The following is an 18,091-nucleotide window of genomic DNA, read 5'->3' on the forward strand; positions in this document are numbered from 1 at the left end:
AACTTTATGAATTTAGTTAAAAGTGCTTTTGAAATAACTCCTAAACAATGATGTATTGAAAAAATCCTCAAATTTATAAATCAAAAAAAGTCGGAAGATTAAAATTTCCGACTTTGATGTAAAATGAGTTTCTTTTTATTTTCTAAGTTTAATGTTAAGGAAAATAATGGTGCTAAAAACTTCTACACTTTATACCTCCAACCAAAAGGGTCTTCAGCTTTATTTGTTTGTATATCGGTAATACGCTTCTTTAAAAAGTCAGCATAAGTACTTTCTAATTTTGGTAAATCATAATCTGTACCTTTATATCCAAAGGCAGAAATAGGAGAAACTACAGCAGCAGTACCAGCACCAAACATTTCTTTAAGACTACCATTTTTTGCAGCATCAACCACTTCAGTTACAGTAATTTTTCTAACCTCAACAGGAATATTTTCGCTCTCAGCAAGTTCAATAATACTCTTACGGGTAATACCATCCAATATTCTATCGCTAGTAGGCCCAGTAATAAGCGTATCGTTAATGCGAATAAAAATATTCATTGCACCAGCTTCTTCAATGTATTCGTGCTTGTGGTCGTCTGTCCATATAACTTGTTGGTAACCCTTAGCTTTTGCCAATTGTGTTGGATAAAATTGTCCAGCATAATTACCACCAGCTTTAGCAAAACCTACACCTCCATTAGCGGAGCGTGAGTACTTTTCTTCAATTAAAACCTTTACTTCTCCAGAGAAATAAGACCCAGAAGGCGCAGTACAAATTATAAACTTATATTCATCAGCTGGAGAGGCATGAAACCCCTGTCCTGATGCAAATACAAACGGACGAATATATAATGAACTCCCTTCGTTGGTAGGGATCCAATCTTTATCTAATTTTAATAGAGTAATTAAGCCATCCATGAAATATGCTTTTGGTAACTCTGGAATAGATAAACGTTTCGACGAAATATTTAAACGGTTACAATTATCTTCAGGTCTAAATAACCAGACATTTTCATCAGCATCTTTATAAGCTTTCATACCTTCAAAGACCGATTGTCCGTAATGGAAAATCTTTGCAGATGGATCTAATGTTAAAGGTTGGTAAGGCATTATTTTTGGTGCATGCCACTTACCATCTTTATAATCGCATACGAGCATGTGGTCTGAAAAAACACTTCCAAACTTTAAATCATCAAAGTCCACCTCATTTATTTTACTGGACTTTGTTTTTATAATCTCAATGTCGTTGATTATAGTACTCATGTCATATTAATTTAGCTTACAAATTTATAAAATTCATTCTCAAAAATGCGGTATCTTTACATAAATGCTTTAAAATTATAAATTTTATAAAATGAAAAAATTTTCTCTACTGGCAATATGTTTTATGGTACTTATTTCATGCGATAAGAATTATACTTCTTTTGGTAAAGAAATACAATCTAAAGACGCTATAATTGCCAAATCTATGGCAGCACACTACGAAACTATGCAACAAGGAGACAGCATAAATGCAAAGATAAAAGCTACAGTAAATAAGGTATGTCAAGCCAAAGGATGTTGGATGACGTTAGATTTGGGAGAAAACAAAGAAGTTATGGTAAAATTTAAGGATTATGGCTTTTTTGTCCCCAAGGATATTTCTGGAAAAGAAGTAATCATTAACGGAAAAGCTTTTGTAAAAGAAGTTTCAGTAGATGAGCAACGCCATTATGCCACAGATTCTGGCAAATCTACAGATGAAATTGCGGCTATTACAGAGCCAAAGCGCACATATTCCTTTGAGGCAGATGGTGTTTTAGTTGCACCCTAAAATTTTGGTACTACACACAAGGGGGCGGACTTGCCTGCCGGCAAGCAGGCTTTTCGTTAATAGTTTTTGCTTCCCGCTGTAGTGGGACCAAAAACTGCCACTACTATCCTTAGCGCACCTGTCAGCCAATTTCATTTACTTAAATGAAGTTTTAAATTATTTGCAAACTAAACTACCTCACTCAAGGACTTAATGAAACGAAACATAATAAAAACAGCAGATGGCTCTACAACCATACATCTTCCAGACTGGGATGAGCAATACCATTCCAAACATGGGGCTATTCAGGAAGCATACCATGTATTTATAAAATATGGGTTGAATCATGTGTATGATTTAGAAGATAAAACAAAGCCTTTAAAGCAAAAGTTTATATTAGAAATAGGCTTTGGTACAGGGCTAAATGCATTTATAACATATTTAGAAGCAGAAAAATTAAAACTAAATATCAATTATGTTGGAGTAGAAGGTTATCCAGTTTTAAACGAAGAAATCAAACTTTTAAATTATCCTTCTGAATTAGGTGTAGAAGATAAAAAGTCAATATTTCAGCAATTACATGATATAGACTGGGAGCATACACATAAAATAAATAAACACTTTTCATTAACTAAACAACAAAAAATGTTTGATGAAATAGAAGATGAAAACAAGTATGATCTTATTTACTTTGATGCATTTGGAGCTAGAGTGCAGCCAGAATTATGGACAGAACTTGTCTTTAAGACAATGTATAACGCTTTAAAAGAAAAAGGTGTTTTAGTTACATATTCTGCTAAAGGTAGCGTACGAAGAGCAATGCAGTCTGTTGGATTTACAGTAGAAAGATTACCCGGCCCACCAGGCAAACGAGAAATGCTGAGAGCAACTAAATAATTTAATCTGTTAAACCTTACTTAAACTTTGGTTAATAGGTATTAGCTTTTTGTAAATTTATATAAAAAAAGGAATGCGAGTTTTAATAACAGGAGCAACAGGGTTAGTTGGGCAGGAAATTGTTAAGCTTTGTCATGAAAGAGAAATAAAAGTAAACTACTTAACTACTCGAAAATCCAAAATCTCAAAAGACGATAATTATCAAGGGTTTCACTGGAATATTAAAGCTCAAGATATTGATACTAATTGTTTTAAAAATGTAGATGCTATCATCCATTTAGCAGGAGCTTCAATTTCTAAGAGATGGACAGACAGCTATAAAAAAGAAATTATTGATAGTAGAGTGGAAAGTACACGTCTTTTAATACATAGTTTAAAAGGGGAGTCACATACTGTCAAACAAATTGTATCAGCTAGTGCTATAGGTATTTACCCAGATTCGCTAACCAAATATTATGATAGAACTAATGAAGAGGTAAACAGTTCCTTTTTAGGTAAAGTGGTTAGTGCATGGGAGAATGAGGTTGATGGTTTTTCAGGCTTAGATATTAAAGTTTCTAAAATTAGAATAGGTTTAGTTTTATCAAGTAAAGGCGGTGCACTCAAAGAAATTATTAAACCAATAAAAATTGGTGCAGGTGCTGCTTTTGGTTCAGGTAAGCAATGGCAGTCTTGGGTTCATATTCAAGATTTAGCTAGTATGTTTCTATTTGTATTAGAAAATAAGCTGCAAGGTGTTTTTAATGGTGTGGCCCCCAATCCAGTAACTAATGCAGAATTAACTAAAGCAGCTTCTAAGGTTCTTAAAAAACCATTCTTTCTGCCAAATGTTCCTAAATTTCTCATGAAATTTGTTTTAGGAGAAATGTATATTATTTTATTTGAAAGTCAGCGTGTGAGTTCTAAAGATATAGAGCAAAAAGGTTTTGAATTCAAGTTTCATCATCTTCAACCTGCTTTAGTTGACTTGTTGTGTTAATAGAAATACATCGACACATATGCATATACTTTTTCCTTAATTTAGATACGATATTTGTTAGTATTTATTGAAATGTATCTTTTCTTCAAATTTAAATAGTATTTATTAAAAGAAGATTCCTATTATTATATAAGTTGTAAATAGTAAAGCGCAAGTTAAATAACTCACGCTTTACTTTCTTTTTCAATATTAAGAAGTATCTATTCTGAGTGGGTAAATATCTTATTAGTGATTATCCAACGGTTATCAATTTTTGATAGCGATAAGTAATCATAATAGTTATATCCCAACATGGGAACATGCAATTTTGCCATGGCTATTTTACCCATAATATCAATGCCTATTATTTTCATTTTAAAAGATTCTTTCAATTCTTTAGGACTTTGTCTGTTTTTAACTCCTTCAAGATAGTCTTTAATACTTTTTAAATAATCAACACCTTTAATATCTCCATATATGTGTGAGTTTTCATGAAAACAAGTTTCAAGTTTTAAAACATCTCCATAAAAGATACCTTCAAAGTAATTAGTTATTAAATTTTCGATTTGTTTTATATTCTCTCTATACATAAGTTTTGTTTTTTTAAATGGTATGACCAACAGTATGTCCGCCAGCCACATTAATAGTTTCTCCTGTTATAAAGCCACTATTGGCTAGGTAATAAGCAGCCTCAGATATTTCGTTTGCCTCTCCAATTCTATTTAAAAGATGGAGTCCTGCTAAACTGTCAGCGTTTTCAATACCCATTTTTTCTTGTAATGGGCTTCTTATTATTCCAGGAGCAATGGTGTTAACCTTAATATTGTTTTTGCCAAACTCTGCGGCGAGTTGTCGTGTAAGTGAATGGATAGCACCCTTACTAGTCAATGGAGCTGTAGCAGGGAATCCGCCAATAGCATGATCCACAAGTACAGTACCAATATTTATTATAGAACCATTGTTCTGTTTTATCATTTGTGGAATTACTGCTTGTGAGGTAAAGTAAGTTCCTTTTAAATTTACGCCCCAATAAAGCTCTAAATCTTTTTCTTCAACATCTAAAAAAGGCTTTGGAGCAAAAACACCAGCGTTGTTGATTAATACATCAATTGAGTTGTATGTTTTAAGTGCTAATTGCACTAATTTTTGTCCAGTTTCCTTTTTGCTAATGTCGCCAACCATATAAATGGCATTGGTTGGAGACCCGAGTGCCTCGTAAGCGCGTTTTAAATTGTTTTCATTTGCAGAATTCATAACAACATTACTTTCTCTTGCTATAAAATACTTTGCAATTTCTTTACCGATTCCTGTTGATGCTCCAGAAATAATTACTGTTTTATTTTTCATTTTACTCGTTTTTGGTTCCTAAATATTGTCTTCCATTTACACCCCAATTTGCAACTGGTATTTCATCAATAACTACATGCGTTGTTTCAGGGTTTTTGTTAAGGATATCAACCACAAGTTGTGTGGCTCCTTTTATTAATTTTTGCTTTTGTTCTTGTGTTACTTGTTCGTCAGTAACTCTAATGTTAATGTATGGCATAACTTTTTTTATTAAATTATTTGTTATGCAAAATTGTAGAGAACAGCCTTTTCCAGAAAGGAGGTATATCACTTATTTTGTGTGATATAAATCACATTTTAATGAGAAGAAATAATACTATTAAGAATTCAATCTACTTAATGTCTCTCTAGAGACTCCCAAATAGGAGGCAATCATTTTTTTGGGAACACGTTGAAATAGTTTTGGATATTGTTCTAGTAGCAAATTGTATTTTTCCTTAGAAGAGTTTTTTAGTAAGGATAAAATTCTATTTTGAAGAGCTATTCGACCAATTTTACTTTTTTTTGCCCAAAAACGCTCCATTTTGTGCATTTCTGCAGTAAGTTTTTCTCTATTTTCAAAAGTGATATATAATAACTCACTATCTTCAATACAGTCTATAGAGGTTTTTGACTCAATTTGTCTTACAAAAGATTCATAATCTGTAATCCACCAGTTTTCCATTCCAAATTGAAGTATGTGTTCTTTGCCGTTATCATCTATAAAATAACTTTTTAAGCAGCCCTTTAATATCCAGTATTCTTTATTTACTATATCTCCTGCTTGAACAATGTATTGATGTTTCCGTTTTTTTATTTTTTGAAAATGACTTAAAACAAAATCGAATTCTTCATCAGTAAGGTTGATTATTTCTTCAATATGTTGTCTTAACGGATGTGTCATTGATGTTTTTCCAGTATTTTGAGATTAAAGTGTAGCTCATGATTTTTGGAGTAGGCTTTATTTTACCAAATACATACCAGCAAAAACAGCTAAAAATCCAATAATAAAACTAGCTATAGTATATATGGCAAAACTGAAAAAATCGCCAGTTTTTAAAAACACATGGTTTTCATAAGCAAAAGTAGAGAAGGTGGTAAAACCTCCACAAAATCCAGTTGCTAGCAGAAGTGTTTGGTTTTGCGATAACGAATCATTCTTGGCAGCTAAACCTAAAATAATACCAATTATTAAGCTTCCTAAAATGTTTGCAGCAAATGTACCGTAGGGAATGCCATTCTCAGTACTATTTAAAAATTTTCCTATAAGGTATCGTAATACACTACCAAATCCACCTCCAATAAAAACTAATAACAGTTGCTTCATATACTATTTCAAAGCAATATAAATTTCAGTTATCCAATCTGCAGGGTTAGGGTAGTCCATAGGATCATTAGTGTAAGCCTCTAGCATTGGACCATTTTCGTCTGTTATCAAGCCATTTTTATCTATGTACTTCATAGCCGTTTCCCATGCTTCTTTTAAGTTGTCATAGTTTCCTGTAAGTGTAGTTTTTAAAGCTTTAAAAGATTTTAATTGACCTGTGAGAATATCAGGGTTAGTAGATATTATTTTACTTGTAGTAGGAATACAACATGAAAACATAACGGTGTTATTAGCTTCATCCCACTTATGGTAATAAGTAAAAGGAGCTCCAGCCATTTTAATATTATTTTTCATTGCGTAGTCTCCTAATTTTGGCATCATTTGTTGAATATGTTTCGACTTATCAGGAATTTTGCAAGACACTGTATTATAAATGTAAAAACCACCGCCATGTTCTGTAATATTATTTACACTTATGCGGTATTTTTTCATACCAGCCACCAATATGCTATCCAGTTTTTCTAAACTTCGTTCATAGTGTGGACCTATTTGCTTTTCCATACCTCCCATAAGAGTTGAGAACATTTTAAAACCAAAACCTAAATCTTTGCCAGAAATAGTCCAAGTAGCCTCTGTAGTGCCATCTGGGTTCGGGGTAAAAGCCCAAGTAATATCAGAAGGCGGAAAATCTGCAAATTGCATTTCTTGATGTATAGATGTATTAGGTACGGCTTTAGTAGTTTTCATAGTGCCAATACCATCTTTATCTTCCCATTTATAAGAAGCACCTATGCCTGATGTTTTTTCTGGAAGTGTTATTTTCATGTTTGGGTCTGCTTCAGCCCAAGAAGACCAAGCTTCCCAATTTTTATAATCAATAACATTATTATATAACACTGAAGATGGCGCATTTATGGTTTTTGTTCGAGTAACTTCAAAGGAATTAGGCTGTACTGCAATATAAATTGCTAACCCAATTATTGCAATAAGTAGCAAAAAGAAAATATACTTTAAAGCTTTCATTTTAATAGGTTTTTGTTTAAAACAAATATAGTCAATTTTAAAATTTGGATTTAATATTTGTTACATTTGTTTAGTAAAACAGGGGTTTTAGCAACTATTTATTCATTATTACTGGTTATCCATAACTTAAATGAAATAAACACTTACTCAATTAATAATAAACTAAAACATTAGCTGAAATTATGAAACTGAAAGTCATTTTAATTTTTGTGTCTATTGCCTTTTTTTTCTGTTGTAATGAGAATAAAAAAATGAAGAAGTACTTGAAAATGAAACCGAAATCAATAAAGATTTTGATTATAATGTTGAGCAATTTGCTGACATTAAAATATTACGTTATCAAATTCCAAGTTGGGATAAACTAACTCTACAAGAACAGAAATTAGTGTATTACCTAACTCAAGCAGGACTTTCAGGTAGAGATATTATGTGGGATCAAAATTATCGTCATAATCTCAAGGTAAGAAAAGCTTTAGAAAACATTTATAAAACATATCAAGGTGATAAAACCTCTGATAATTGGAATGCTTTTACAACATATCTTAAGCGTGTATGGTTTAGTAATGGTATTCATCATCACTATTCAAATGATAAGATAAAACCAAAGTTCTCAGCCAATTATTTAAAAGAGTTATTATCAACAACAAATACAATATTAGAAGGTGACGCTTTTGAAGTAATTTTTAATGATAAGGATGCTAAAAAAGTAAATCAAGCCAAAGGCGTGGACAATGTGGCTCTTTCTGCAGTTAATTTTTATGGATCAAATGTTACTAATACTGATGTAATTAGTTTTTATAAACAGAAAACTTCCCCTAATCCTGATAAACCATTATCATTTGGCTTAAATTCACAGTTGGTTAAAGAAAACGGTATACTAAAAGAGCGTGTATACAAATCTGGCGGGTTATATGGGGCAGCAATTGATGAAATTATTAAATGGTTAGAATTAGCTAAAGGTGTAGCTGAGAATAAGGCTCAAGGCGAAGCGTTAGGTTTATTAATTGAATATTATAAGACGGGAGATTTACAAACTTGGGATAATTATAATGTGGCTTGGACAGCAGCTACTAAAGGTAATATTGATTACATTAATAGTTTTGTAGAGGTATATAATGACCCCTTAGGGTACAGAGGTTCTTATGAGATGATTGTTCAAATAAATGATTTTGATATGTCTCAAAAAATGAAAGTGTTATCGGATAATGCGCAATGGTTTGAAGATAATTCTCCGTTAATGGAAGCTCATAAAAAGAAAAACGTAGTTGGAGTAACATATAAAGTGGTAACTGTAGCAGGAGAAGCTGGAGATGCATCACCTAGCACACCAATTGGGGTTAATTTACCAAATGCCAACTGGATACGAAAAGAAGTAGGAAGCAAATCTGTATCTTTAGGTAATATTATTGAGGCATATAATAATGCAGGAAGCACGGGACGTTTAAAAGAGTTTGTACATGATGAGGAAGAATATCAATTAGAAAAGAAATACGGGCAGCTAGCTGATAAATTACATACAGCACTTCATGAAGTTATTGGGCATGCATCAGGACAATTAAACCCTGGAGTAGGAGAAACCAAGGAAACACTTAAAAATTATGCATCTACATTAGAAGAAGGACGAGCTGATTTAGTTGGTCTATACTATTTGTATCATCCTAAATTACAAGAATTAGGATTAGTAGATAATTGGGAAAAAGTAGGTATTGCTGCTTATGATGCATATATAAGAAATGGACTCATGACACAACTCATTAGGTTGAATTTAGGCGATGATGTTGAAGAGGCACATATGCGTAATAGGCAATGGGTATCTGCTTGGGTATTTGAAAAAGGGAAAAAAGATAGCGTTATTGAGAAGGTAATAAAAGATGGGAAAACCTATTTCAACATAAATGATTATAATAAATTACATGATTTATTTGGAGAGTTATTACGAGAAACACAGCGTATTAAGTCTGAGGGCGATTATACTGCAGTTGAGACTTTAGTTGAGACTTATGGCGTAAAAGTAAATCAAGACATTCATTCTGAAGTTTTAGAACGTAATAAACAGTTCACTTCTGCACCATACAGTGGTTTTGTTAATCCTGTTTTGGTTGCAGATATGGAAAATGAGGAAATTAAAGCCATACGTGTAGAACAGCCAGAAACATTTGCAGAACAGATGTTGAATTATAGTAAAGAATATAACTTTTTACCTGAAGTAAATTAAGTAAAGATTATACAAAAAGCAAAAAACAGATCCTTAATCAAGGATCTGTTTTTTTATTAACGCTAAAAGCTAATAATATTAAATTAACAACAATGAGTAAGCTAATTATTAGTAATATTTTCATGTTGTTCGCTGTTGATGTTATTATTATGATGCAAAGTTTTCTAAAAGGTTGCGTAAAGAAACCATGTTTATTTATGTAACAGTTTAACTTTCTTTTTTCCTAGTGAATAACTTACTTTTTTTAGAATAGTTTAGGCCTTGAAAGAATCTATAATTCGTATTTTTAAGGAAAATTGCATTATTGAAATTAATCAGCTTTACTAAAAAAGGACTTTATTGCATTCCAGGTAAATTTTATTTAGATCCTTGGTATCCTGTAAATTACGCAGTAATTTCTCATGGGCATGCAGATCATGCTAGATGGGGAATGAAGTACTATTTATGTCATCATCATACAAAACCTATTTTAAAACATCGTATTAATGCTGATATTAATGTGCAAAGTTTAGGTTATAATGACCCTTTGGTTGTAAATGGTGTAAAAGTCAGTTTTCATCCAGCAGGTCATATCATCGGTTCTGCACAAATTCGTTTGGAATACAAAGGCTTTGTAGTTGTGTTTACTGGAGATTATAAAACAACTTCAGATGATATAACGGTTCCTTTTGAAACCGTTAAATGCCATCAATTTATTACTGAGAGTACATTTGGCTTGCCTGTATACAAATGGTTACCAGAGGTAACCTTAAAACAACAAATGCACGATTGGGTAGCTGTAAATAAATCTAACAATAGAACAAGTGTATTTTTTGGATATTCTTTAGGGAAAGCCCAGCGGATAATGAAAATGCTTGAAGATATAGATAATATATATGTACATAATGCCATTTATAAGTTAAATGAAGCTATTAGCACCACAGATGTTATATTACCAAAAACTAATTGTATAACCACAGATTTTGATAAAAAAGAAATTCAAAATAGAATAGTGATTTTACCACCTTCACTTTTGGGGTCGAGATTATTAAAGCGTATTCCAAATGCAGCAACTGCAGTATGTTCAGGATGGATGCAAATAAGAGGTAATAGGAGATGGCGCGCTGTTGATGCAGGTTTTCCTGTAAGTGATCATGCAGATTGGAACGGATTAATTAGTGCAGTAAAAGCTTCAGGAGCTGAAAAAGTATATGTTACCCACGGGTCTCAAGCAACATTTTCAAAATATTTGAACACCATTGGTATTCCCTCTGAAGAAGTAAAAACTGAATATGGCGAAGAGCTGTTGAATGATGTAGAAACCAATGAAATTTCTAGTTCATGAAAGATTTCGTTAGCCTAATAAATACTATTGAGATTACGAATAAAACCAATGCTAAAATTCAAGCCTTGGTAAATTATTTTGAAACAGCTACAAACAAAGATAAATTGTGGCTTATTGCTATTTTTACAGGAAAGCGCCCGCCAAGACCAGTAAAATCTTCTTTAATGAAGCAATGGTGTATGGATATTATAGACATTCCTGAATGGTTATTTCTAGAGAGTTATAGTACTGTAGGAGATTTAGGAGAAACACTAGCGTTATTATTACCAGAACCTAAGCACAGTATAGAAAAAACCTTAGATGCTTGGATGCAAGATATTATTGTTTTAAAATCTAAGACAGATGAGGAAAAGAAAGGGTATGTATTACACGCATGGTCTGGATTAAATATGCAAGAACGGTTTATATTTAATAAACTTATTGGTGGTAGTTTTAGAATAGGGGTTTCTAAAAAGACTTTAGTAAATGCACTTGCTAAATATTCTGGTATAGATGCAAATCAGCTCATGCATAGTATTATTGGCAATTGGGATATAGAAACTATAAACTTTGATGAGTTACTTAGTGGTGCGCATATTAATTATGATAATTCTAAACCTTATCCATTTTGTTTGGCCTATGCTTTAGAAAAAGAGCTAGATGCATTAGGGCAAACCCATGAATGGCAGGTAGAATATAAATGGGATGGCATTCGCGGACAAGTAATAAAACGGAATAATGAAATTTACATCTGGTCGAGAGGAGAAGAATTAGTTACAAAGCAATTTCCAGAGATTGAAACGGTAATGCATCAGTTTAAAGAAGATTTTGTTTTAGATGGAGAAATACTTGCATTAAAAGACAGTAATGTTTTGTTATTTAATGATTTACAAAAAAGATTAAACCGAAAAAATATATCTAAAAAATTATTAGAAGAAGTTCCAATAGGATTTTATGCATATGATCTATTAGAGTTCAATAATGAAGATTTAAGGTCTATATCTTTAGAAAAACGTAGAGTGATTTTAGAACAACTATTCAAAAGTATCAAGCTTCCTAATTACATTAAACTATCTCAAGTCATAAGTTTTAAAGATTGGAATGCACTTCATCTTATTCGCGAAAACGCAAGAAGTATTAATTCTGAAGGTTTAATGTTAAAGCAAAAAGCATCAGGGTATCATGTTGGTAGAAAGAAAGGCGATTGGTGGAAATGGAAAGTAGACCCATTAACGATTGATGCTGTTATGATTTATGCACAAAAGGGTAGTGGTAGGCGAAGTTCAAAATACACAGATTATACATTTGCTGTTAAAAAAGAAGACGGTTTAGTTACTGTAGCCAAAGCCTACTCTGGTTTAACCGATAAGGAAATTACCGAAATTTCCAGATGGGTAAATAAAAATGCTATAGAAAAATTTGGTCCTGTTCGTACTGTAAAGCCTGAATTGGTTTTTGAAATAGCTTTTGAAGGTATAGCGCTAAGTAAACGTCATAAATCTGGAGTGGCTTTACGTTTTCCTAGAATAAAACGTTGGCGTCACGATAAAAAAGTTGAAGATATAGATACCATTGCATCTGTAAAAAGTTTAATTAATACGCAATGATGGGAAGGTTTGAGGAAAGTGAAGGATTTCGTGTCATTCAAAAATTTTTAGCTGAAAAAGATCAAAAACCATTTAGTTTTCAACTGCAAACATGGAAAAAATATAATACTGGATATAGTGGTATTGTTGTAGCACCAACTGGTTTTGGTAAAACATTTTCGGTGTTTTTAGCAGTAGTAATTAACTATTTAAATAATCCTGATAACTATACAAAGGGATTAAAATTACTTTGGATAAGTCCATTACGTTCATTGGCTAAAGATTTAGCTAAAGCCATGACAAGTGTTGTTGACGAGATTGGTTTAGATTGGGAAGTACAAGTAAGAAATGGAGATACGCCACAAAATGTAAGACGACAGCAGGAACGCCTAATGCCTGATGTTTTGCTAACTACGCCAGAAACCATGCATTTATTGTTTTCTCAAAAAAACAACTCTAGATGGTTTAAAAATTTAGAATGTGTTGCAGTTGACGAATGGCATGAATTAATTGGGAATAAACGAGGTGTTTTAACTGAACTTGTACTTTCAAGATTATTTACCCTATCTCCAAAACTTAAAATTTGGGGGATTACAGCAACCATTGGTAACTTAAAGGATGCATTAGAGGTTCTAATTCCCTATGAATCTTTAAAAACGGTAATGATACAGGCTAAAGAGCGCAAGAAAATAAACGTAATCTCTGTATTACCGGATGAAGTTGAAGTATTGCCGTGGGCTGGTCATCTAGGAAAATCTATGAGCTCTAAAATTGTGCCTATTATTTTGGAAAATAATACCACCCTCATTTTTACCAATACAAGAGGGCAAAGCGAATTGTGGTATCAAATTATTCTAGAAGCAGCTCCAGAACTTGCAGGGCAATTGGCAATTCACCATGGTTCTATAGATTTAAAATTACGGCATTGGATTGAAGATAATATATCAGAAGGTAATTTAAAAGCGGTAATTTGTACATCTTCACTAGACTTAGGTGTTGATTTTAAACCTGTAGATTGTATCATACAGATAGGCTCAGCAAAAGGTGTAGCAAGGTTTATGCAACGCGCAGGGAGAAGTGGGCATTCGCCTTATGAAGTATCTAAGATATATTGTGTGCCTACACATTCTTTAGAGTTAATTGAAGTTGCAGCGCTAAAAGAAGCTATTAAATTAGGACAAGTAGAGGAACGCAATCCAATGGTGCTGTGTTATGATGTGCTCGTTCAATTTTTAGTAACATTGGCAGTAGGAGAAGGTTTTATTGCTGAATATGCTTTTAAACTTTTAAAACAGACTCATGCTTTTTCTTATTTAAATATAGAGGAATTTAATTGGGCTTTACAGTTTATTACACAAGGCGGTAAAACATTAAATGCCTATGAAGAATTTCATAAAGTTGAAAAAGATAATAGTGGGGTTTATAAAGTAAACAGCAGGCGTATAAGTATGTTGCATCGCATGAATATCGGAGCTATAGTTAGTGATGCAATGTTACGCGTAAAATTTATGTCTGGTGGTTATATTGGTATGATAGAGGAGTTTTTTATTTCAAAATTAAAACCCAAATCAAGCTTTGTTTTAGCTGGTCGCGTGTTGGAATTGGTTAAAATAAAAGATGTAACAGTTTATGTAAAACGTAGTAAAGCTAAAACTGCTATCACACCAAGTTGGTTAGGAGGGAGGTTGCCTTTAACATCGCATTTAAGTCATTTTTTGAGAGTGAAACTAACCGATGCGCTTACACCAGGAATACGAGAAAAAGAATTAAAGTTTTTGCACCCTTTAATTTCTAGGCAAAGTAATTTTTCGCATATTCCAAAGCAAAATGAATTTTTAGTAGAACTCATAGAAACTAAAGAAGGTCATCATCTATTTATGTATCCTTTTGAAGGGAGATTGGTACATGAGGTAATTTCTGCATTGGTAGCACATCGTTTAAGTAAAATTAAGCCTCTTACATTTACAATTGCTATGAATGATTATGGTTTTGAGTTATTAAGTGACCAACCTATTCCTATTGACAGCGCAAATCTAACATCTATTCTTTCAAAAGAAAATTTGATGGAAGATGTTACGGCGAGTATCAACGCCTCTGAAATGGCATCAAGAAAATTTAGAGATATTGCCGTAATTGCAGGTCTTGTAGTGCAATCTCGTCCAGGGAGTAAGCAAAACAATAAAAGTTTGCAATCATCCTCAGGTCTAATATTTAGAGTTTTAGAAGACTATGAGCCACAAAATTTACTATTACGACAAGCTTATACAGAAGTATTTAATCAACAATTAGAAGAAGTTCGATTACAGGCCGCTTTTGAGCGTATCTCAAAAAGTAAAATTATTTTAAAACACGTTAAAGGGTTTACACCTTTAAGTTTTCCAATTAAAGTAGATAGCTTGAGAAACTCTATGAGTAATGAGAATTTAGAAAAACGTATAGCACGTATTCAAAAACAAACTCTAAACATTGAATGATGACTATCGTTACTAAGGATATAGCGTGTAATGGAGAGGTATTAACTTTAACTAATCAACGTGTAGTGTTTTGGGAGAGAACACAAATTTTAATTTTGTCAGACTTACATATTGGTAAAGTTGCGCACTTTAGAAAAAATGGCATTCCAATACCATCAGATGTGCTTCAAAAGGATTTACTAAGGTTAGAGGAGCTCATAAAACACTTTAATCCAAAAACATTATTATTAGTTGGAGATTTATTTCATGCTGAATTGAATAGTGATGTTCTTCAATTTAAAAATTGGACACATCAATTCCCAAACCTTAAACTAATATTAGTTAAAGGAAACCATGATAGACAAAATTTTGAGCTTTATGATAATTTGAATATTGAAATTATCTCTAATAAATTAGATGTTTTTCCTTTTACTTTCATGCATGACGTAAAAGATAATGATGAAAACTCATTTTATATATCTGGACATATGCATCCTGGAGTAATTATAAAAGGTAAAGCCAAACAACGTATTACATTACCTTGTTACCAAGTTACCAAAAAACAATTAATCTTACCTGCATTTAGTTTGTTTACAGGCTTAAATACTCACAATCCTACTGATGTTATTGATATTTATGCTTTTTCTGAATCTAATATTTTTAAAATATAATAGCATATAAATTCTGAAACATTAAAAAACCTAAATCTATACTATCTGATTAGTATGATGATTCTTTGTATTTTATCGTTGTTTTTTGCAGTTCATATTTGCGTTCGTTCAATGAACCAGTGATTTTTGCTTTTTTTCCGATTTTTTATTTTGACGGCACTGTAGTTAATTAGTTTTGAGAAGATTATAAAACAAAGCCCCATGAAACGTTTATTATCTTCATTAATTATCATCTTAAGTTTGAATTCATTTTTTGGTGTTAACGCCCAAAATTTTGTGAAAAATATTAAGAAGCGTCATGCTTTTTATGGACATTCACAAATAAACCTTAAAAACACTGATACCATTTCAGGTTTTAATTCTAAGGAAGAAAAATTAAAAATTACAGGAACCATTTATGAAAGTGATGGTATAACTCCTGCAAAAGGCGTTATTCTTTATATCTGCCAAGCAGATGAATATGGAGATTATAATCCAAAAAAAGTAAACGGTCAACGTGTTTTAGAACATCAGGGTTGGGTAAAGACTGATACTGATGGCAAATACACATTCTACACTTTTGTTCCTGGAACCTATTGGCCATCAAGAAAAATACAACAGATTCACGCTATAGTAAAGGCCCCTAATGATACAGAGGCATATCAATTAAATCATTTTGTTTTTGATAATGATCCGCTTTTAAGAGCATCATGTAAGAGAAAAATAGAAACACGTGGATTAAATAACGTTTTAAAACTAGAAAAGAAAGATAGTTTACTTATTGGTAAACGAGATATTATTTTAAATCCAATATCCCTAACATATTAGTGTTTATTATGTAAACTGAAATCCCCGAACGTACCTCGTTATGTATGTCGGGGATTTTTATTTTAGTTACATACCTATTATCAATTGCATTCAGAGGGTATTTCAAAGGAGCCTACAACTGTAATATCTCCCGGGGTGTTATCTTGCCTGTCATATTCCACATTTATACTTCCTTTAAAAATTTTACAATCTCCATCTTCAATAATTTCATTAATATTTAAAGTGCCACCAGCTTTAGATAAAAAGATACCACTACCTGGGATACTCATACTAGAAATGTTATCCATAGTATTATTATAAACAATCATGGTATATTGTTTTTTTTCAACAGGTGCAGGAAGCGTAAAGGTAATTCTGTAACCTTCTTGATTTCTAACATCTAAGCGAACCCTATTATTTTCAACATCAATAATGTCAACAATATCTAGTTCAAGTTTTAGATCTGCAAAGCCATCGCCATTAATAGTTATAGAAGCGAAATTTTTTTCTGGATCTTGTTCCATTTGGGAGTCGCTATCGTCACTATTTGAACAAGATGTTAAAGTAATAATAAAGCTTAGGAGAAATAGGCTGTAAATCAATTTTTTCATGGTTTTCAATGTTTGTTTGTACTTATTTACATAAACATCGAAAACCTTTAAAAATGTCATCACATTATTTAACAATTCTCAATTTTGAATTTCAGTTTATCTTTTTCTGAAAAATAACAAAAGGTATTTTCCAGTATCAGCTATTGTAACATTGTATATTTCTTGGACACCTAGATATAGGTAACAATGTTAATCTATCTTATGTAGAAGGAACACCTATTTTTCAATGACTAATTGCTGACCGATACGCAAAACCGAATTTCTCCGTATAGTATTCACTTTACATAAAGAAGCAATAGTAACCTCGTTTCGTTTAGATATTCTAGAAAGTGTATCTCCAGGTTTTACAATATAAATTGAACGTTGTTTTACCAAACTAGCTAAAGCATCTTCTTCAGTAAGTAAAGGCTTTATTTTGCTTTGCTTTTTAGAATTATGCGCAATAGGTTGGGTCCATTTTTTGGTTACCCAGATTTCTTGAGCTCTTATAGTATTACTACTATCAAAATTAAAAATATACTCAGGGTTAATAGAAGTCCCTTTATAATTTACCACTAGATGTAGATGACTTCCTCTGGCATTACCAGAGACACCACCCTTGCCGAGATATCCACCTTTAGCAACGGTATCATTTTCTTTTACGTCATATTTAGATAAATGTGCATAAACAGTTTCTAATCCATTATAATGCCTAACTACAACAGTCCTTCCGTGACCTCTAGTATATCTTGCCATACGTACAATACCTCCAAACATAGAATAAATACTGTCACCAGTAATTAAATCAATATCAATACCTTTATGTGGTCTGCCATATCTCCAACCATAACGTGACGTCACTATTTTTTTCTTTTTGATAGGTGGGGCATAGGTGGAGTCTTCAAACGTTAGTTTTAATGGAAACTTTAAATCCTCAGCATATTTGTAGGGATTATATACTGTACTTATCCAATATTCTCCTTTTACATCTGGCTTTTCAAGATTAATAGAATCTACAGTTGTGGTCATAGAATCCACCACAATATCAATTTCTATAGGTTTTAAGAAGTTATATTTTTGAGCGTTTGATTGAAAACTTAATACTGTAAGTACAATACAAAATAATACTTTCATGAGGGATTAAAGACTTATTTTTAGTTGGATGATCGCAAATTTAAGC

The 18,091-nt window shown here is 32.2% G+C and carries 17 protein-coding genes and 1 pseudogene; 9 read left to right on the forward strand and 9 right to left on the reverse strand.

Annotated features, from left to right (window positions below):
* Positions 1-182 precede the first annotated feature (182 nt).
* The gene (locus EYD46_RS05450) at positions 183-1,247 is read right to left on the reverse strand and encodes a branched-chain amino acid aminotransferase (protein ID WP_174719891.1); all 1,065 of its coding nucleotides are present in this window, start codon (positions 1,245-1,247) and stop codon (positions 183-185) included.
* A gap of 91 nt (positions 1,248-1,338) precedes the next feature.
* Between EYD46_RS05450 and EYD46_RS05455 the strand changes: the two genes are divergently transcribed.
* From EYD46_RS05455 to EYD46_RS05465, 3 genes are all read left to right on the forward strand, one after another.
* On the forward strand, positions 1,339-1,797 hold the full coding sequence (locus tag EYD46_RS05455; protein WP_130936052.1) for a DUF4920 domain-containing protein: 459 nt from the start codon (positions 1,339-1,341) through the stop codon (positions 1,795-1,797).
* A gap of 192 nt (positions 1,798-1,989) precedes the next feature.
* Positions 1,990-2,673 (forward strand): tRNA (5-methylaminomethyl-2-thiouridine)(34)-methyltransferase MnmD, encoded by a 684-nt coding sequence (gene mnmD, locus EYD46_RS05460; protein WP_130936053.1) that lies wholly within the window; start codon positions 1,990-1,992, stop codon positions 2,671-2,673.
* Positions 2,674-2,746: 73 nt separating this feature from the next.
* Positions 2,747-3,652, forward strand: coding sequence for a TIGR01777 family oxidoreductase (locus EYD46_RS05465; RefSeq protein ID WP_130936054.1), 906 nt, complete (start codon positions 2,747-2,749; stop codon positions 3,650-3,652).
* 200 nt (positions 3,653-3,852) lie between these two features.
* Here EYD46_RS05465 and EYD46_RS05470 read toward each other — a convergent pair whose 3' ends face one another.
* The 6 genes from EYD46_RS05470 to EYD46_RS05495 all read right to left on the reverse strand — a co-directional run bounded on the left by EYD46_RS05470 (position 3,853) and on the right by EYD46_RS05495 (position 7,307).
* Positions 3,853-4,221, reverse strand: a complete 369-nt coding sequence (locus EYD46_RS05470) for a nuclear transport factor 2 family protein (RefSeq protein ID WP_130936055.1) — start codon at positions 4,219-4,221, stop codon at positions 3,853-3,855.
* 13 nt (positions 4,222-4,234) lie between these two features.
* Positions 4,235-4,978, reverse strand: coding sequence for an SDR family NAD(P)-dependent oxidoreductase (locus EYD46_RS05475; protein WP_130936056.1), 744 nt, complete (start codon positions 4,976-4,978; stop codon positions 4,235-4,237).
* Between the two features lies 1 nt (position 4,979).
* Positions 4,980-5,177, reverse strand: a complete 198-nt coding sequence (locus EYD46_RS05480) for a tautomerase family protein (RefSeq protein ID WP_130936057.1) — start codon at positions 5,175-5,177, stop codon at positions 4,980-4,982.
* Between the two features lie 120 nt (positions 5,178-5,297).
* Entirely contained in the window at positions 5,298-5,861 is a 564-nt protein-coding gene (locus EYD46_RS05485; protein ID WP_130936058.1) for a Crp/Fnr family transcriptional regulator, read from the reverse strand.
* 57 nt (positions 5,862-5,918) lie between these two features.
* On the reverse strand, positions 5,919-6,284 hold the full coding sequence (crcB, locus tag EYD46_RS05490) for a fluoride efflux transporter CrcB (RefSeq protein WP_130936059.1): 366 nt from the start codon (positions 6,282-6,284) through the stop codon (positions 5,919-5,921).
* Positions 6,285-6,287: 3 nt separating this feature from the next.
* Positions 6,288-7,307 (reverse strand): SRPBCC family protein, encoded by a 1,020-nt coding sequence (locus EYD46_RS05495; protein ID WP_130936060.1) that lies wholly within the window; start codon positions 7,305-7,307, stop codon positions 6,288-6,290.
* Positions 7,308-7,489: 182 nt separating this feature from the next.
* Here EYD46_RS05495 and EYD46_RS05500 point away from each other — a divergent pair.
* The 6 genes and pseudogenes from EYD46_RS05500 to EYD46_RS05525 all read left to right on the forward strand — a co-directional run bounded on the left by EYD46_RS05500 (position 7,490) and on the right by EYD46_RS05525 (position 16,342).
* Positions 7,490-9,522, forward strand: a pseudogene (locus EYD46_RS05500) (dipeptidyl-peptidase 3 family protein).
* Positions 9,523-9,826: 304 nt separating this feature from the next.
* Complete coding sequence (locus EYD46_RS05505) at positions 9,827-10,846, forward strand: ligase-associated DNA damage response exonuclease (protein ID WP_130936061.1); 1,020 nt, start codon at positions 9,827-9,829, stop codon at positions 10,844-10,846.
* Positions 10,843-12,432, forward strand: a complete 1,590-nt coding sequence (locus EYD46_RS05510; RefSeq protein WP_130936062.1) for an ATP-dependent DNA ligase — start codon at positions 10,843-10,845, stop codon at positions 12,430-12,432. The genes EYD46_RS05505 and EYD46_RS05510 overlap by 4 nt, the downstream gene beginning before the upstream one ends.
* A complete protein-coding gene (locus EYD46_RS05515; protein ID WP_130936244.1) occupies positions 12,432-14,885 on the forward strand; it encodes a ligase-associated DNA damage response DEXH box helicase in 2,454 nt (817 codons plus the stop codon). Before EYD46_RS05510 ends, EYD46_RS05515 begins: the two co-directional genes overlap by 1 nt.
* Entirely contained in the window at positions 14,882-15,535 is a 654-nt protein-coding gene (gene pdeM, locus EYD46_RS05520; protein ID WP_229731273.1) for a ligase-associated DNA damage response endonuclease PdeM, read from the forward strand. The genes EYD46_RS05515 and pdeM overlap by 4 nt, the downstream gene beginning before the upstream one ends.
* A 201-nt stretch (positions 15,536-15,736) precedes the next feature.
* The gene (locus EYD46_RS05525; RefSeq protein ID WP_130936063.1) at positions 15,737-16,342 is read left to right on the forward strand and encodes a hypothetical protein; all 606 of its coding nucleotides are present in this window, start codon (positions 15,737-15,739) and stop codon (positions 16,340-16,342) included.
* Positions 16,343-16,422: 80 nt separating this feature from the next.
* Here the strand turns inward: EYD46_RS05525 and EYD46_RS05530 are convergent, their stop codons facing one another.
* Together EYD46_RS05530 and EYD46_RS05535 are read right to left on the reverse strand one after the other, a co-directional pair.
* Positions 16,423-16,932: a hypothetical protein gene (locus tag EYD46_RS05530; RefSeq protein ID WP_130936064.1), complete on the reverse strand. Its 510-nt coding sequence runs from the start codon at positions 16,930-16,932 to the stop codon at positions 16,423-16,425.
* Between the two features lie 216 nt (positions 16,933-17,148).
* Positions 17,149-18,045, reverse strand: a complete 897-nt coding sequence (locus tag EYD46_RS05535) for a peptidoglycan DD-metalloendopeptidase family protein (protein ID WP_229731272.1) — start codon at positions 18,043-18,045, stop codon at positions 17,149-17,151.
* Between the last annotated feature and the right edge of the window lie 46 nt (positions 18,046-18,091).

Origin of the sequence: Hyunsoonleella pacifica, assembly GCF_004310335.1 — a bacterium.
In the GTDB taxonomy this organism is placed as follows: domain Bacteria; phylum Bacteroidota; class Bacteroidia; order Flavobacteriales; family Flavobacteriaceae; genus Jejuia; species Jejuia pacifica.

Excerpts from the sequence above, each read along its gene's own strand:
- EYD46_RS05480 (WP_130936057.1), bottom strand. The coding sequence starts at position 5,177 with ATGCCATACATTAACATTAGAGTTACTGACGAACAAGTAACACAAGAA.
- EYD46_RS05515 (WP_130936244.1), top strand. The coding sequence starts at position 12,432 with ATGGGAAGGTTTGAGGAAAGTGAAGGATTTCGTGTCATTCAAAAATTT.
- EYD46_RS05470 (WP_130936055.1), bottom strand. The coding sequence starts at position 4,221 with ATGTATAGAGAGAATATAAAACAAATCGAAAATTTAATAACTAATTAC.
- EYD46_RS05450 (WP_174719891.1), bottom strand. The coding sequence starts at position 1,247 with ATGAGTACTATAATCAACGACATTGAGATTATAAAAACAAAGTCCAGT.
- EYD46_RS05455 (WP_130936052.1), top strand. The coding sequence starts at position 1,339 with ATGAAAAAATTTTCTCTACTGGCAATATGTTTTATGGTACTTATTTCA.
- EYD46_RS05525 (WP_130936063.1), top strand. The coding sequence starts at position 15,737 with ATGAAACGTTTATTATCTTCATTAATTATCATCTTAAGTTTGAATTCA.
- crcB (WP_130936059.1), bottom strand. The coding sequence starts at position 6,284 with ATGAAGCAACTGTTATTAGTTTTTATTGGAGGTGGATTTGGTAGTGTA.
- EYD46_RS05475 (WP_130936056.1), bottom strand. The coding sequence starts at position 4,978 with ATGAAAAATAAAACAGTAATTATTTCTGGAGCATCAACAGGAATCGGT.
- EYD46_RS05510 (WP_130936062.1), top strand. The coding sequence starts at position 10,843 with ATGAAAGATTTCGTTAGCCTAATAAATACTATTGAGATTACGAATAAA.
- pdeM (WP_229731273.1), top strand. The coding sequence starts at position 14,882 with ATGATGACTATCGTTACTAAGGATATAGCGTGTAATGGAGAGGTATTA.
- EYD46_RS05485 (WP_130936058.1), bottom strand. The coding sequence starts at position 5,861 with ATGACACATCCGTTAAGACAACATATTGAAGAAATAATCAACCTTACT.
- EYD46_RS05495 (WP_130936060.1), bottom strand. The coding sequence starts at position 7,307 with ATGAAAGCTTTAAAGTATATTTTCTTTTTGCTACTTATTGCAATAATT.
- EYD46_RS05530 (WP_130936064.1), bottom strand. The coding sequence starts at position 16,932 with ATGAAAAAATTGATTTACAGCCTATTTCTCCTAAGCTTTATTATTACT.
- EYD46_RS05535 (WP_229731272.1), bottom strand. The coding sequence starts at position 18,045 with ATGAAAGTATTATTTTGTATTGTACTTACAGTATTAAGTTTTCAATCA.
- EYD46_RS05465 (WP_130936054.1), top strand. The coding sequence starts at position 2,747 with ATGCGAGTTTTAATAACAGGAGCAACAGGGTTAGTTGGGCAGGAAATT.
- mnmD (WP_130936053.1), top strand. The coding sequence starts at position 1,990 with ATGAAACGAAACATAATAAAAACAGCAGATGGCTCTACAACCATACAT.